Source organism: Lentibacillus halophilus (genome assembly GCF_055395055.1).
On the sequence record NZ_AP043750.1, the window covers coordinates 334,507 to 349,793 of the forward strand.

The 15,287-nt window shown below is 38.3% G+C and carries 17 protein-coding genes; 2 read left to right on the forward strand and 15 right to left on the reverse strand.

From position 1 onward, the window contains the following. Window positions 1-2: 2 nt before the first annotated feature. From ACZ5Q7_RS01510 to ACZ5Q7_RS01525, 4 genes are all read right to left on the reverse strand, one after another. Window positions 3-359: a Rieske (2Fe-2S) protein gene (locus ACZ5Q7_RS01510; RefSeq protein WP_343751024.1), complete on the reverse strand. Its 357-nt coding sequence runs from the start codon at window positions 357-359 to the stop codon at window positions 3-5. Continuing rightward, window positions 356-1,441, reverse strand: a complete 1,086-nt coding sequence (locus ACZ5Q7_RS01515; RefSeq protein ID WP_343751025.1) for an amidohydrolase family protein — start codon at window positions 1,439-1,441, stop codon at window positions 356-358. The genes ACZ5Q7_RS01510 and ACZ5Q7_RS01515 overlap by 4 nt, the downstream gene beginning before the upstream one ends. 382 nt (window positions 1,442-1,823) lie before the next feature. Beyond that, complete coding sequence (locus tag ACZ5Q7_RS01520; protein ID WP_343751026.1) at window positions 1,824-2,528, reverse strand: reverse transcriptase domain-containing protein; 705 nt, start codon at window positions 2,526-2,528, stop codon at window positions 1,824-1,826. A gap of 390 nt (window positions 2,529-2,918) precedes the next feature. Beyond that, on the reverse strand, window positions 2,919-3,416 hold the full coding sequence (locus tag ACZ5Q7_RS01525) for a plasmid pRiA4b ORF-3 family protein (protein ID WP_464433021.1): 498 nt from the start codon (window positions 3,414-3,416) through the stop codon (window positions 2,919-2,921). A 131-nt stretch (window positions 3,417-3,547) separates the two neighbouring features. Here ACZ5Q7_RS01525 and ACZ5Q7_RS01530 point away from each other — a divergent pair, with 131 nt between their 5' ends. Beyond that, entirely contained in the window at window positions 3,548-3,844 is a 297-nt protein-coding gene (locus ACZ5Q7_RS01530; RefSeq protein WP_343751027.1) for a 4a-hydroxytetrahydrobiopterin dehydratase, read from the forward strand. 122 nt (window positions 3,845-3,966) lie between these two features. Here the strand turns inward: ACZ5Q7_RS01530 and ACZ5Q7_RS01535 are convergent, their stop codons facing one another. The 6 genes from ACZ5Q7_RS01535 to ACZ5Q7_RS01560 all read right to left on the reverse strand — a co-directional run bounded on the left by ACZ5Q7_RS01535 (window position 3,967) and on the right by ACZ5Q7_RS01560 (window position 8,940). Further along, entirely contained in the window at window positions 3,967-4,365 is a 399-nt protein-coding gene (locus ACZ5Q7_RS01535) for a hypothetical protein (protein ID WP_343751028.1), read from the reverse strand. A 686-nt stretch (window positions 4,366-5,051) separates the two neighbouring features. Beyond that, window positions 5,052-5,519: a hypothetical protein gene (locus ACZ5Q7_RS01540; RefSeq protein ID WP_343751029.1), complete on the reverse strand. Its 468-nt coding sequence runs from the start codon at window positions 5,517-5,519 to the stop codon at window positions 5,052-5,054. A gap of 228 nt (window positions 5,520-5,747) precedes the next feature. Next, the gene (locus ACZ5Q7_RS01545; protein WP_343751031.1) at window positions 5,748-6,914 is read right to left on the reverse strand and encodes a nucleotide sugar dehydrogenase; all 1,167 of its coding nucleotides are present in this window, start codon (window positions 6,912-6,914) and stop codon (window positions 5,748-5,750) included. A gap of 242 nt (window positions 6,915-7,156) precedes the next feature. Then, a complete protein-coding gene (locus ACZ5Q7_RS01550) occupies window positions 7,157-7,903 on the reverse strand; it encodes a hypothetical protein (RefSeq protein ID WP_343751032.1) in 747 nt (248 codons plus the stop codon). After that, window positions 7,904-8,359, reverse strand: a complete 456-nt coding sequence (locus tag ACZ5Q7_RS01555; protein ID WP_343751033.1) for a protein-export chaperone SecB — start codon at window positions 8,357-8,359, stop codon at window positions 7,904-7,906. 20 nt (window positions 8,360-8,379) lie between these two features. Next, window positions 8,380-8,940 (reverse strand): hypothetical protein, encoded by a 561-nt coding sequence (locus ACZ5Q7_RS01560; protein ID WP_343751034.1) that lies wholly within the window; start codon window positions 8,938-8,940, stop codon window positions 8,380-8,382. Between the two features lie 304 nt (window positions 8,941-9,244). Between ACZ5Q7_RS01560 and ACZ5Q7_RS01565 the strand changes: the two genes are divergently transcribed. Beyond that, window positions 9,245-10,651, forward strand: coding sequence for an IS4 family transposase (locus ACZ5Q7_RS01565; RefSeq protein WP_464432720.1), 1,407 nt, complete (start codon window positions 9,245-9,247; stop codon window positions 10,649-10,651). A 318-nt stretch (window positions 10,652-10,969) separates the two neighbouring features. Here the strand turns inward: ACZ5Q7_RS01565 and ACZ5Q7_RS01570 are convergent, their stop codons facing one another. The 5 genes from ACZ5Q7_RS01570 to ACZ5Q7_RS01590 form a co-directional block, all read right to left on the reverse strand. Next, on the reverse strand, window positions 10,970-12,157 hold the full coding sequence (locus ACZ5Q7_RS01570) for a DUF6575 domain-containing protein (RefSeq protein ID WP_343751564.1): 1,188 nt from the start codon (window positions 12,155-12,157) through the stop codon (window positions 10,970-10,972). A gap of 11 nt (window positions 12,158-12,168) precedes the next feature. Then, on the reverse strand, window positions 12,169-12,558 hold the full coding sequence (locus ACZ5Q7_RS01575; protein WP_343751565.1) for a hypothetical protein: 390 nt from the start codon (window positions 12,556-12,558) through the stop codon (window positions 12,169-12,171). A 175-nt stretch (window positions 12,559-12,733) separates the two neighbouring features. Beyond that, window positions 12,734-13,741 (reverse strand): retron St85 family RNA-directed DNA polymerase, encoded by a 1,008-nt coding sequence (locus tag ACZ5Q7_RS01580; RefSeq protein WP_343751567.1) that lies wholly within the window; start codon window positions 13,739-13,741, stop codon window positions 12,734-12,736. A 214-nt stretch (window positions 13,742-13,955) separates the two neighbouring features. Further along, on the reverse strand, window positions 13,956-14,282 hold the full coding sequence (locus tag ACZ5Q7_RS01585) for a hypothetical protein (RefSeq protein WP_343751568.1): 327 nt from the start codon (window positions 14,280-14,282) through the stop codon (window positions 13,956-13,958). A 2-nt stretch (window positions 14,283-14,284) separates the two neighbouring features. After that, entirely contained in the window at window positions 14,285-15,187 is a 903-nt protein-coding gene (locus ACZ5Q7_RS01590; protein WP_343751588.1) for a phosphoribosyltransferase-like protein, read from the reverse strand. Between the last annotated feature and the right edge of the window lie 100 nt (window positions 15,188-15,287).

Genomic DNA, 15,287 nt, shown 5'->3' on the forward strand with positions numbered 1-15,287 from the left:
CTTTATTTATAGACAACGACATTGTCTTCTTCAATTGTTACTTCAAAGCTGCGTAATTTTTGTTCAGGATCAGCAAGCATGCATCCATCATTTTTGACATCATATTCAAGCCCATGCCACGGGCAGCGAAGAACTTCACCATCTTTGATATATTCATATTTACCATGGACACTGGTGCGCTTATTATCACCGGATAAAGCACCCTCCGATAGCGGAGCGCCTTGGTGCAGACAACGATTGGCGAATGCATAAAATTCATCGTCTTTTGTGCGACACACAACGATCGGAATGATACCTAATGAATCACTTTTCATCTCGCCGGGGTGAATAGCTTCTTTTTCACAAACAACTTTCCTCATGTCGTAACACTCCCTTGCATTTGCGGCAATTTAGGGTAAGAGGCTCTCGCATTTTCAGAGAAAATCTTCTCTTCCAATGTCTTATCCAGCTTCGGAAGTGCCTGAAGTGGTGAATCATAATCCCAATGTGGATAATCCGTTGAAAAACAGATCATATTTTCAGACCCCATTTGATCCACATACTGCATAAATTCTTTTTCGCTCATCTCTTCAACAGGTTGTGTTGTAAAACGGATGTGATCCCGCACGATATCACTTGGCATCCGGTTCACCCAAGGCACCTCATGACGAAGTTCCTTGTACTGCTGGTCCATCTTTTTCATCAGATGCGGAACATGCGTGAATCCACCCTCAATCATGATGAGATGTAAATTAGGGAACTTTTCGAATACACCGTTGAACACCATGTTTGAAACCTCAATCATATGCGACGTTGGCACCATCGTATGCCACTCGATAAAGTAACGCGGCCAATCTCCGAAATGCGTTGGCGGTTCATTATGATGCATCCCAATTGATAGATTATGGCGCTCGGCGGCTTCATAAATCGGATGATAGTACGGGTTTCCCCATGATGTTTTATCGATTGGCAGCAATATCTGAACCATTTTTGGATGTGAACCGACTCGTTCAATTTCACGAACGGCTTGTTGTGGGTCTTGAGCCGCTATATGTACAGAGCCATATAGACGATCATCCTTTTCGAGCCAGTTTTCAATTTGCCAATCATTATAAGCACTTGCTAAAGCTGTCGCCATTTCATACCAACCATGCATTGACGATGGCGATGGATCTAAAGCTCCGGTTAAAATACCATATTCGTGCCCATTTTCATCGAGCAGTTGCTGCTGCATAAAACCCAAATCACTTCCCGCAGCCCCTCCATCAGGCGTTACAGCATCTGCACGATCAACGCCGGCCACAGTTGGCTGCGTGTAAGGCATATGTTTTTCCTGCATCCAATGATTATCCTCTATATAGCGCCTCCACGGATTATCCAAATAAGGCAGTAGTTCCGAATAGGTAGCTCGTTCATGGATATCTGTGTCAATAAGACGACGCTGTTTAGATTTTTGCGACATACAAACAACTCCTTTAACTAGTAATTTTCATGTGTATGAACAGTTCATACTTTTTTAACTGTTTGTAGTTTATAATAGAGTATAAACTTCTGGCAACCCCGAAATTATGAATTGAGTGAATTCAGTGCGCTTCAGTGAAGTTCAGTGCGCTTCAGTGAGCTGTTTTCTCCAAAAATCTTAAAATAATAAGAAAAAATATTATGATTATTCAGATTAAAGGACAGAGGTATTGGTGCCTGGCACGCGCACAATTCTGAATTGTTTTGGGTCAAGTAGGAGTGAACCTCTCAGCCTAACGGCTGATTGTGTATCACTCCCCTCTCAGAACCATGCGAGCGGTTTTCCCGCACACGGCTCCACCTATCATCTTCACAGAATGTAATTAATATGATCTCGAAGTTGGTATATATTCACTTTCACAGTTGGTCTTGGAAGTGGAAATTTCTTTAGAAATAAAACAAATTTCTCCCATGTAAAAGACTTCTTCTGGCTTCTTCGATTGAGCCATAAAGAGTAGCGTTCTTATATTGTCACGAAACAAATCAACTGTTGGTGAATTGTCTGTGATACAATAATAATTATAGTATCCTATAAGCGACCTTCGTATTCTATCCATGATAAATTCGGCACTTTCGGTTCTGTTTTCTTTTAGCCATTTCTTAGTTTGACGCAACTTCGCTCTCATCTTCTTGTTGTCAGTTTTCCGTTTAACTCTGAACTTGCCTTTCTGACTTTGGCTGCAGTAATGCGTGAAACCCAGAAAATTAAACGTCAGGGGTTTCCTATTTCCATTCCGCCTACTGTTCTTTTCCGCAAATCTGCCAAAGGGAATAATGTTCGTCTTGTCCTCTGCAACTTCAAGGTTAAATTTCGGCAAACTCTGTTTGAGGCCTTCAAAGAACTTATACGCGTCCTGCTGATATTGAAAACGGCACACAAAATCGTCCGCATAGCGGACGAGGTACGCTTGTCCTTTATATTCTTTACGTACTTTACGCTCAAACCATAAGTCCAGGACATAATGGAGATAAACATTTGCCAGAATAGGCGAGACAAGGAAGCGCGGGGACGGTTCCCGCGCTTCCAAGAGGGCTTTGCAAAGTCAGCTGAGAAATTTGAGCTCAGCCCCCAAGTTCACATAAACAGGCAAATTGTGTTTTGGTAAAAGGGAAGCATGAGAACCGTCCCCATGCTTCACAGAAGTGACAGACCTCCCGGGGAGCTGCTAACTCAGGGGAGATCTATTCATCGTTACGACTGGACAACAGGTAAACAAGTACCCCCTGATCTTTGATAAATTGATAATAAGCAATTCGCTAAATATTATAATATTCAAATATTTACGTTCATAAATATCTCCTAACACATCCGGCATATGCTATGTAAGAAGGCGTGCTCTGGGCGGACAAAAAGGAATCGTCCCTGTCGATTGCCGAATCAAATTAAGACCGGACCTTCCACTTATCAAGCCGGAAACCTATACAAAATACGGGCTATACATATACCCCATGAAAACACGCTGCAGACGTTCGTTAATCTGCTCCATGCTCAGATCTCTTTCTTTTTGTGAATCGGACCACGTCGTCATATGTGTGTGATCTGGGTCGTTTTCATCTGCCATAATTCGAAGGTATGCTTCAAAACCACCTTCTCCGCCGACATCTTCCGGAGGTCTGAAGCCGGCACCTTCCAGATAATAGGGCCGCAATGCCTGTGATGTCACCGTTTTTTCCAATGTAATCACATGTCCCCAACTGTCACCAAGATCATATTCATAATGGATTTGCCCCGTCATCGGAAAAACATCTTCCAATAACGTAAACCGGTCCCGCCCCATTTCATAGCTTTCAAAATCAAATAAATCCAGCGTATCCGCTACGTCCTCCATCACAATTTGCAGAGGTTTGCCGTCGGGACGATCCACAGTGAATACATGCAGATGAGAATTATGCCAATCAAAAACGGCTTGGATCACATTATGAAGCTGCCGGGACGTTTAAAAAGAAGACAGGATTTGATACGATGACATCAAGCACATCAAAAAGAATCAATGAGCGCGTACCGGCACTGACTATACATTTTTTACAATGAAGGAGGATGTTTTTTATGGAACTGCTATCGAATGAAGCCATTCAGGATGCATTAAACCGTTTTCCGGAATGGGAATTAGTGGATGAAAAATGGCTGCAGCGGAAATACAGTTTCCGAAAATATCTACACGGCGTTGCCTTTGTCCACCAGATGGCTGTACATGCACAGGAAAGAAAGCATCACCCGCACATTGTCATCGATCACACAGCTATTACTGTGAGTATTTCAACACTGGATATGGGCGGACTGACAAACGTGGATGTAGAAATGGTGGAACATTTCGATAATCTATTTGAACAAGCAGAAAAATAATCGGATGAAAAGATGGACGATTTACAGGGTCGTCCATCTTTTTTATGCGACAAATGTACTTATTTGACAACGATAAATCATCTTAATCAAACGCGTCCTTTACAAACGCAGAACTGCACAAGCTAAACTCGTTCTTTCAACTTTGATATTTCTCTGTCGTGTTCACCAATCTTTTTGTCAAAATAAGTCAGATCATCTTTGGTCGCAACACGTTCTAAAGCTGCCATTGTCTGTTCGTGATATTCGGTTAATTTCCCAGTTTGTTCATAAACAATCTGAAGTTTGGATTCAATATTACTGAAACGTTCATTAGCAGACTGTTCAAATTCCGTCATTCGGTTCTCTGATGCGGTGAAACGTTCATTTGTATTTTGTTCAAATTCTGTCAGGCGATTATCAAGTGAGGTGAAACGTTCATTTGTGTTTTGTTCGAATGCCGTCAGTCGATCATTTGTGTTTTCTTGTGTTTGTTTGATCTCTTTTAGTTCAGAGAAAATCTGCTCCATTAACTGCTGATCCAACTGCTATCCCTCCCCCTCTTGGCATGACATTTGTTACCAGCGAATTAACCTCCAAGTGTCTAAAACTTCCTGTATGACTTGTGCCTTGATTGTCTATAATATACGTATTTCCCACAAGAATGTCAAGAACGATTGCCATCGGAGACTGAGACCAAAATTGATATCTAACGGCGAGAAAAATAAATGCTATTGTAAAGCGCGGGGACGGTTCCCATGCTTCCAAGAGGGCTTTGCAAAGTCAGCTGAGAAATTTGAGCTCAACCCCCAAGTTCACATAAACAGGCAAATTGTGTTTTGGTAAAAGGGAAACATGAGAACCGTCCCCATACTTTTCTCATCACAGGTAATAAAACCGGAAGACATGACCACTGCCCATGCGTAAGCTGGAAAAATATAAGACGTGTTGTATGGAGAAAGTGCAGGAATTTTGGTTAGCGATCAGAGCAATCGGTTCAGGCCGGAACATATAACAACAGGTGGGGAGCCCGCCGATTAATATTGAGATGGGCGGAATAGAACGGATGCCTCATATATTTTTATAAAGTTTGTACGTTGGGGGGATACGTAAAAGATTGCTGTATTCTTATAAATTAATCAGCGCTTAGGAATTGGTAGGTCTCAGTGGCACCTTAAACGAATGCCATATTCTTATTTCTGCTTGTTGAGGGCATTTAACCTTCAAGCTACTATTGTGCGTTTTTCAGTACTTTTACTTCCGCTTGTGTCTTCAATAAGCTATCAGATAGGACGGAAAGCTTGGAATCCACCATATCAACTTTTTCGGTTAATCGTTGATCCGCATCGGTTACTTTCTCTCCCATTTGAGTGATCTGGTCAGATAACTTCTTATCGGTTTGGTTGATTTGGTCGGTTAGTTTCTTATCGGTTTGATCGATTTGGTCAGATAATCTTTTATCCACTTCATTGATTTGCTCAGTTAACTTCTGATTAGTTTGGTTGATTTGATCGGTTAGTTTCTTATCGGTTTGATCGATTTGGTCAGATAATCTTTTATCCACTTCATTGATTTGCTCAGTTAGTTTCTGATTAGTTTGGTTGATTTGATCGGTTAGTTTCTGATCAACTTGATTGATATGTTCCGATAATTCCTTAACTGCTTGTAAAATTTCGTTATTAGTAATGTCTTTACTCATTTTCATCATCCTTTTTGAGTTTTAGTGATTTTTCGTCCATTCTTTCTGAACAGCAACCAAAACAGTCGGCTTAAACGTTTTAGATCTTACCATTTTCGAATATACGTTTATTCTATCGTCTATTAGTTTATCATAAGTTGCCGTTCTATTATAGTTTTTAGGGCAGTGTATAAGAGTCTGGCTATGGGGACAGTCCCCCGATATTGAGGGGGTACCCCAAATCTCCCATCAATCCCGACTAAACAAATCCCGTGTATACACCTTATCCTCAACGTCCCGCAAATCTTCCGTCATCCGGTTCGCCACAACAACATCCGATATCGCCTTGAACTCGTCAAAGTCATTCACGACGCGGGAGTTGTAGAATCTCTCGTCCGTCAGTGCCGGCTCGTACACAATAACCTCAATGCCCTTAGCTTTAATGCGCTTCATCACGCCCTGAATGGCGGATTGCCTAAAGTTATCGGAGTCTGTCTTCATGGTCAGGCGGTAAATGCCGACAACATCCGGGTTGCGCTCAATGATCATATTCGCAATGTGATCCTTCCTTGTCCGGTTGGCATCCACAATGGCCTGCATAATGTTATTCGGTACATCCTCGTAGTTGGCGAGGAGCTGCTTGGTGTCTTTCGGCAGGCAGTAGCCGCCATAACCAAAGGATGGGTTATTATAATGGCTGCCGATACGCGGATCCAGGGCGACACCGTCGATAATCTGCTTCGTGTTGAGGGCGCGCACTTCTGCGTAGGAATCAAGCTCATTGAAGAACGAGACACGCATGGCTAGATAGGTATTTGCAAATAGCTTAATCGCCTCGGCTTCGGTTGAATTGGTGAACAGGACGTCAATGTCTTCCTTCACCGCTCCCTGCACGAGCATATCAGCAAATGTCTGCGCCCGTTCGGACTGCTCGCCGACGATTACGCGCGACGGATACAGGTTATCGTATAATGCCTGCCCTTCCCTTAAAAACTCGGGGGAAAAGATAACGTTGTCGGTAGCGAATGTGACACTGGTCTCCTTCGTATAGCCAACGGGGACGGTGGATTTAATCACCATGACGGCTTCCGGGTTGATGTCCAGGACATTGCCGATAACCGTCTCCACGGTCGATGTATCAAAATAGTTCTGATCCGGGTCATAATTCGTCGGTGTGGAAATGACGACATAATCAGCGTCCGCAAACGCTTCCTCGCTGTCTGTTGTGGCGGTTAGATTCAAATCCTTATTAGCAAGGAAGTCTTCTATTTCGTTATCTGCAATCGGTGACTGCTTCTGATTGATCATGTCCACTTTTCCTTGAATGATGTCAAGTGCAACGACATGATGGTACTGGGCAAGCAGGACGGCATTGGATAAGCCGACATAGCCTGTCCCTGCAACTGCGATTTTCATACGATTCTCCTCCTGTGTATCCTGGGTGGGGCGGCTGCAGCCGATTCTGACGCGTTTGAACAAAGCGCGGGGACGGTTCCCGTGCTTCCAAGAGGGCTTTGCAAAGTCAGCTGAGAAATTTGAGTTCAACCCCCAAGTTCACATGAACAGGCAAATTGTGTTTTGGTAAAAGGGAAACATGAGAACCGTCCCCATGCTTTATTCAATATTCGACAAAGTTCAGGAAGTGACTGGCACGTAATTCACGCAATTGTTTCCAGTTGAAACAATTCATCTTTACCAATCAATAAAAACTCGGTTGAATCCTCGCCACTGAATAATCCTAACCTATTAAGACGATGCCATATTAAACCTTTGTCATTAAGTGTTATCAGAAATACGCAGTAGCATATATTACTATCATCAAGTTTTTTTGCCAATAATCTTAGGTATCTGATATCTTTAGTATGAAATGCATTTGGTTGTAATTTCACCTCGGCAAACTCCCCTTCCTGCCCATCCCAAGAACCAGCGTCAACAGTTTGACGCCGCTGGTCACTATCCTCTTTTGTTTCGAAGGGGGTTGAAGGCTTGTATATGACAGTTTTATTATTAACCAAGACTTTAGCACCATAGCCGATATTACAATCTTTACCTTCATTCCTCTTTTCAAAAATGATTTCAAACAACTTTTCAGGTACAAGTCCACGCATTTTCCTTATTTCATCATCAGTACTACATATATCAAAAAAATAATAGCATAATTCTTTCAACCGCTTTATGTCAGGTGGTGCCTTTTTTCCGCCTTTTATCAATGGGGCAAACCACTTCTGTATAAAACCTTTATAATTATCAAAGGTTATACCGGAACTAGTTCGCATGAAATCAACAAACCTATCCAATATGTACGGTGAGGCATGATATAAAAAGGATGCAATTTCATTGGCAAGCGACTCTAATTGTGGACTTTCATAATCTGATTTTTCAAAAGTTACTTTATCCAAACTCATCTATACATCCCCGTTATCTACGTGTTGATTATTATAAAGCGATTGGATAACATCCATCGTTGGTAACTGTATCGGTGGTATAGACATAAGCGAGGTTAAATGTGTAATGATACTTCTGGCGTAAGATAAAAGCTGTGGTACTATTTGAGCTTCTACATATTCTTCCATCTCGGCTTGTCCCAATCCCGTTGACTCAAAAACGCCACTATAAACAACTTCAATCTTCATAACAACTTCATTGGTATTATTGTCACGGCATAGAATCGTAGTTTTCAAAAACCCCTTATATTGGTCATCTATTTTATCGTATCTTTTTCCAAAACTAACTTCATTAACACCGCCACCAACTGGTATATCCTGATATTTTTCAACAGTCACATCTTCAAGAAAAGCGTTGGTCATCTTAAAATTCTTTTTCGCCATTTTATAATATTCGAATATTTTTTCTTGATCCATATCTGTTCCTCCTTCTATTACTATACTACAATAAAAGTCCTACTGTTTCCAGCAGGACTTTCGCTTTTATTTACGACCCATTGTTGTTCATTTTGGTGAATATCTACTGGTATAGGATACTGTATCGGTTCCTCATTAAATGGAGATCTGTATCTTTGTTCTTCTATAGTAGCAGTTTCTTCTGATATTGTTTCAATCAATCCATGAATTTCAGTAACGGTATCAGCAATAGAGGTGAACAAGCTATCTGGAATCTGACTTTCTGCATCCAATTTCAAAATCATATCCCGATAATCCAAGAAACCATGCAGCTCTTCAGAATCAGCTAAGTTGTACTGTAATATTTGTTTTATTTTAAACAAGCCATCTTCATTCAGCCAATCCCAAAAGTAAGCTGTCTCGTTATCCTGTCTTCTTTTTTCCTCTATAAGCTGATGAATATCGCGGTAATTCTCCAGCTTAATTACTAATAATAAGTCTAGTGATTTGAATATTTCATTCATTATTAAATCAACTTTTTTATCAGCATCCGTCCTAGTTTTTCGTTGAACTCCTATGAAATGCCATAAGTTATTGTTCATAGAAAGCCCCCTTAGAAAATTAAATCCCTTCATTATGTATACCTGAAATCTAATAATACCAAACATGTCACTAATTCACAATTATTTATTTCAATTTAATTTCAATAGAGATAATCACCCGTCTATACAATTATTAAGTATGCCTCTAAAAATAATTTATCTCAACTTTCGCATCTAAAAAACGCTAATAATTCCTTGATATGACTGAGCTAATCCGGAAAACAATATTAAAAAATCACACAAAAATACATCCCAATTTGGTAAAATATAGTCACCACAACTAAAACCAGAAAGGGATGTATTTATGGCTACTATTTTACCAAATTCTGAACCAAAAAACGAGGCTAATTCTTATATTTCACGCTTTTTCAAGGAAAATAAACTGGGGTCACTGCTTAATCAGGCGAACATTCGAAAAGAAGATGGATTTTCTCCCGTGTTCCTTCTCCAGTTTATTTTTTCGCTTGTCCTGCACGGCAAGAACCTTTTTCGAATTCTTGATTCGGACCGTGTTTCAGATGCTCCAAGAAAAGATGCAGTCCACCGTTTTCTCAACAATCCCAGATACAACTGGCGAAAGTTTCTTGTGTTGTTGAGCAGGAATGTGATTGTAACCAGCCTGTTGTCTCTGGTCTCAAGTGACCGTGAACGCGTCCTTATTTTCGATGATTCTTTATACAGCCGTGCTCGCAGTAAGACCGTCGAACTGCTTGCTCGTGTGCATGACCATACCACAGGGCAGTTTGTCAAAGGGTTTCGAATGCTTACACTTGGCTGGTCAGATGGGAATACGTTCATTCCATTGGCTTTCTCGTTATTAAGCTCCAAACAGCGCAAGAACCGGTTTCAGGAGATAAACTCCAAAATTGACAAGCGCACGGTTGGCTACAAGCGACGTCAGGAAGCCCTGCAAAAATCAACTGAAGCGATGTTTGATCTCTTGGATGACGTTAATCCGTTACAGCTTTGTGCCAGAACCTTGTTGTTTGACAGTTGGTTTGCCTTTCCTAAAGTGATTAAGCGCGTTGTTTCTGACTATCCTCTTCATGTCATCTGTATGCTCAAAAGCATGCATCGGGTTTACTACACCTACGAAGGCGAGAAATATACCTTGAACCAACTCTATAAAAAAGTGCGAAAAAAACGGGGACGTGCTAAGATTCTTGCTTCTGTTGTTGTCAGCCTGGGATTAGATGACAATGGTAAGGATATACAAGCCCGTATTGTTTTTGTACGGGATCGAAACCGCTCTAAACAATGGTTGGCGCTTCTTTCTACAAATCTGGATTTGCCGGAAGAAGAAGTTGTTCGCCTTTATGGGAAGCGTTGGGATATCGAGTGCTTTTTCAAGGTCGCCAAATCCCATCTACGTTTAGCGAAAGAATGCCAGTCACGTCATTATGATGCGCTCGTAGCCCATACGACAATCGTCTTCACACGCTATATCATGCTTGCGATAAGCTCCCGTGAAGAGAAAGATCCAAAAACGATTGGACAGCTCTTCTATTTGTGCTGCGATGAAATGGAAGACATTCGGTTTGCCCAAGCGTTCATGATGATCATAGATGCGTTAAAGTCAACACTTTCAAATGAACCAGTGCTTTCAGAAGAAAAAGTCAAATCCATCATCGATGAGCTATTTGATAACCTCCCGCAATTTTTAAAGAAAACATTTCTTGGCAATGAGGAATTTAACGCACAAGCAGCATAGTCAGTTTGGTTTAGATCAAGGCATATCAAGGGTTACAGGCTCATTCTGCGGTGCGAAAGTTGAGTAATTTATTCATTATTATAACACTTCGTGAACCTGTGCAGCTATGGGAACAGTCCCCGATTTTGATTAAGCTATGAGGACAACCCCCGATTTTCAACATGTTAAGAAAAGCAATTCAATGCGGAATGTATGCTGCTAATCCGTTGGACTTATTTCTAAGAGCGTACAGGGTTCCACAGATATTCGCTAAATACATCTCTTAAAACGAAACCTTTGTATTGCTGTATTGGAAGTCAAAAAATGTTTTCATGCTTTTTAAAGGTTATAATCAATTTCTAATAATTCGTATTCAATTTGTTCTTCATCGTTGAAATCACTTATTTTTGTCGTTACCCGTAATTTCACTTTTGCCCTTTTTGGGAGAAGAAATTCTTCTATATTTACAGCTTTGTCTATTTCTCCGCTAATAGTATCATCATCGTCCGTAATAAATTTAAAATTGTTTCTGGTGATGTCAATTGCAACGATTTTTCCGTAAAACGAGTATTCCTTTGAAGTCTCATTTATTTCTGACTCCAAAACTTTAATACTTTGTGCTATATCCTCAGACGTTAATTTAACGTTATTTAACTTATTACTTGGAAATGCCAAATTTGTATTAATTGCTACATCTTCTTTTTGAAATAAATTCAAAAAGTTTTTATAGTGACTAAGTACTTTTGGGTTCAACTCCTTTGTAATCTCCGAGATTTCTTCTGCATTTGATTTAGCTTTTAAGAGGCTCATAAGAACTGAAAGGTTTCTCTGCAGTTCTGACTCATTAAAAATATCTGCAAGTTTATTCGATTTCAATCTTATACCAAAAGATGCAGCATAATTCCCAGTATAAATTAATTTATTATCATCTTTTATTTTTTTAGGAATGCTGGCATTCATTCCTTGGCGATGAGAGATTACATTAACTATATCTTGTGTTCCTTTCAATACGTTCCCTAAAAAGGCTGCTCCAATCTCGTGTGTATGAGATTGTTCTAATTCAAGTGATATATCTATAATCTCTCTACGTTCTTTAATTGATTGTTCTAAAATTTTCTCCTGCTTGCTACGTTTGATTGAAAAAGTGTCTTCACCATAAACATCAAATAAAATATCTTTATCAGGAAGGTCCACATCTGCTAACTTATCAAAAGATATTTTTTCAGCTTTTCCCTCTTTATTATAATTAGCATGTATTGTTATTTTCCATATAAATCCCATCTCAGACTGTTCGAAAGCCTTGTAAGCTGTTATAGAACCTCTAAGAATTTGGATTAGACGCGCTTCACTAACAGGCAAAAACAACCACTGCTCCATATCATCCAATTCAATACAGATGGCTAAAAATAAGTTTCCTATATCATTTTTACAAGAGAAAGATAGCAATTTATCATAATAAATTATTTCATCAATAACGTAAATGTTACCGATTAAATCAATCGTCATATGACTATTAGGACCTTCCATTGGATCTCACCTCACAATATAAAAAAATCACTTTCTGGCTCTGCATCTTTGCATAACCACCACGTATAGTGATTTTCCTGTTTTGCTGATGGAGTTGATTTCACAACACCTTTGTCTTTATATGTAATTCCATAAGCGATATTTTTAAATTTTTTCCTTAACGCAGGAACGGCACGCCGATAGTTTCTTAATTCCTCATGCTTCAAATTTACCGATAAGCCGTACTCTGTAAAAGAAAATTTAGGATTGCTTCCGTTACGACCTTCTTCAATGAATGACTTGAAATCTTCTTTAGTAATAGTATTGCCTTGCACTAATCTGTATACTCGTATTTCCATTGGTTTTGCGTCACTGGGCGGACATCCAACCGGGAAAAAATCTGGATACTGTCTTTCACACAACTATATTCCCCTCCAAGAAGTTAAATGTAAATAATAATTCATCTATTTTAATACATTCCACGGAGACACAAAGGACGGTTACTGGTATATTGTAAAAGCAACTGTAGATGTGCACCCTTAAAATGCAAGAAGTATAAAACTAGTCTCTATATATACTAGATACTCAAATCAGTTATTAGCTTTCCCAATCAACTTGATTTAGTTCTTTGATAAAGGTTTCACCAACCGATTTTTCGACCATTTTTATAAAGTAGGCGATGCCGTAAAGATATTCACTATAATTTGTCTTTTCTAGTTCCTGTTTACGTAAGCTATTACTAACACCAAACTTTTTTGCAAAATAAATTTGTTGTCTCAAATATTTTTTAGTTTCTCTTGGTACACTTAAAATTTCATTTACGATAAGACCTGTTACCATTTGTCGATGATATTCATGCTGAACACGAATCTTTTTCTTATTTATTTCAAATCCCTCATCTTGAATAATGTTTTTAATTAGCTTTATATATTTGGCAACACTCTTATGTCCGGAAAAAGTAATATCATCTGCATACCTAGTATAGTCAGCGTTAATGTGTAAAGCCAAGTTAGCAAGTCTTTCATCCAATCTATTACACACTATATTCGATAAAATCGGGCTAGTGGGGCCACCTTGCGGTAATACACCACGATAAGTTAAAAAGCCACTAAAAAACATTGAAACGTATTTACTATACCCCATGTTTTGAAATACAGAATATACTTGGCGAAATGTTATGCTAGGAAAAAAATCTTTAATATCAAGATTAACAACACATTCTTTCCCAACGTGTCTCACTGCGTTAGTGACAATTGATCGGGAAGAAACAAAACCCGTAGCATGAGGGTTAATATCTACTTTATGAAGAATATTATTCAAAATCCATCTTTGGATATATTTGAGATTTTCACTTGGTGCAATTATTTTTCTGTACCCACCAGACCGTTTTGGGATTTTAAATTCCTTATAAAGATTTTCTTTCATTGAATAAAAAGCATATAACTCTTTAATACTAATACCCGTTAAAAGTGACAAGTGTTTAATATCAAAAATCACATTGTACCCATTACTTTGAATTGCTTTAGCATATGTGATGACCTCGGCTATATAATCATTATTATATTGTTTTTCTATCATTTCGTTCTCTAATTTAAGTAAATCCACTTAAAATAACCTCACATTAACTACCAGATTATTGAACTTAACTTCACGTTCACACATGGTACCCCTACATCTTTGCTAGTGAACGTGCCAACCAAAGAGCGGTTTTCTCTTTGGTTGAGCAACATGATTTTGCATTTCAAATCATGTTGCTTAGCCATAAAGTAACTTTGTTTCACGAATAACGACTCGTTATTCAATTCTAGAAAAATGCAGATTATTTTTTGAAATTTTGTGGTATATATATATCTTCAAATCCAATTGTATTATTACTAATATTTAAAGTTACCGTACTTTCATACAAATCATCTATAGATATTTCATTCAAATTGTTTTCTTGTAAATATTCCCTACCTTTATCTAATATCTTAAGTGAGAATTTATTATTTTCATATTGGATAAAACCTTTTTCTTCAATACTTTGTAATGCTTCAAACATTTGACTTGTTGTATAATTACATAACTTTTTAATCTCATGTAATTCATACTGGTCCTCATAGTCATTTAAATAAATTAGTATTAATTTAAGGTGAATTTCTTTCATTTTTAGTTTGTTTCCTTCTTACTTAAATTATAAGCAGCAGAGCTGCTCTTATCAGTTCTTTTCTTCATAAAATCTGGACGTCTATTATTACGTGGAAACAATCCTTTCCAATTATCAGAAAGCCACCAAAATGCAGAAAGAGTATTGTTAGGGGTGTTTCGGTAAAAAGCAACAAGAGCTTGAGAGTTTTCATATCCTAAAATGTTATGCATTTTCTTAAATCTTTTATAATCTTTAAATCGTTGTTGCTTAGTATTTGCCTCTCCACCGAATATATAATTTTCTTTAAAAGCTTTAGGCTGAATTGTGTAATACTTAATTTCCGCGTTAATATTTTCCCTTTCAAGAAAACAATTAACCTGTTCTAAAGCACTTTCTAATATCACAAGACAAAACACATATATTTTCACTCCTGTTGTTACTATCTTTTCAGCATGTGAAGTTAAAAATTTTATTAGTGTATTCCCGCTTCCGATAATGTCATCAAAGATAACAATATTATCTATTCGATTTAATGCAGATTTAGTTAATGCAGAAAGACTATGAGTAAAATCGCCTGAAATTTCATTACATATTTTAAACTCTTCTAACATAGTATTTGAACTATCCATTTTAGATTTAGAAGCACCTACACCTTCTATTTTCGAAAAAACTGTCTTATCTACCTTCAACTGAAGTTCGTTATTTATTTGATCGTTAAAATGAATAAGTAACTCATTTACATTTGCTTTTGAAAAATAGCTAAATTCCTCAGTAAGTGTTAATAAAATTTCTCTTATATCATTATCTGCATCATCAATTTGTAATATGAAACTCTTTAATCGATTATGCAAATTTTCCGTTTTATTATCACTACCCCATTTATCACTCATCATATCTGATAATTCTAATATCCTTGTCTCCATCGATTTCTCTGTCTGAGTACTAATTACTCTCCCCCCCTTTGCTACATGATTATCTGTTGCAAACTAGATCATTCGATCACTAATTTATAGAGTGACTTGT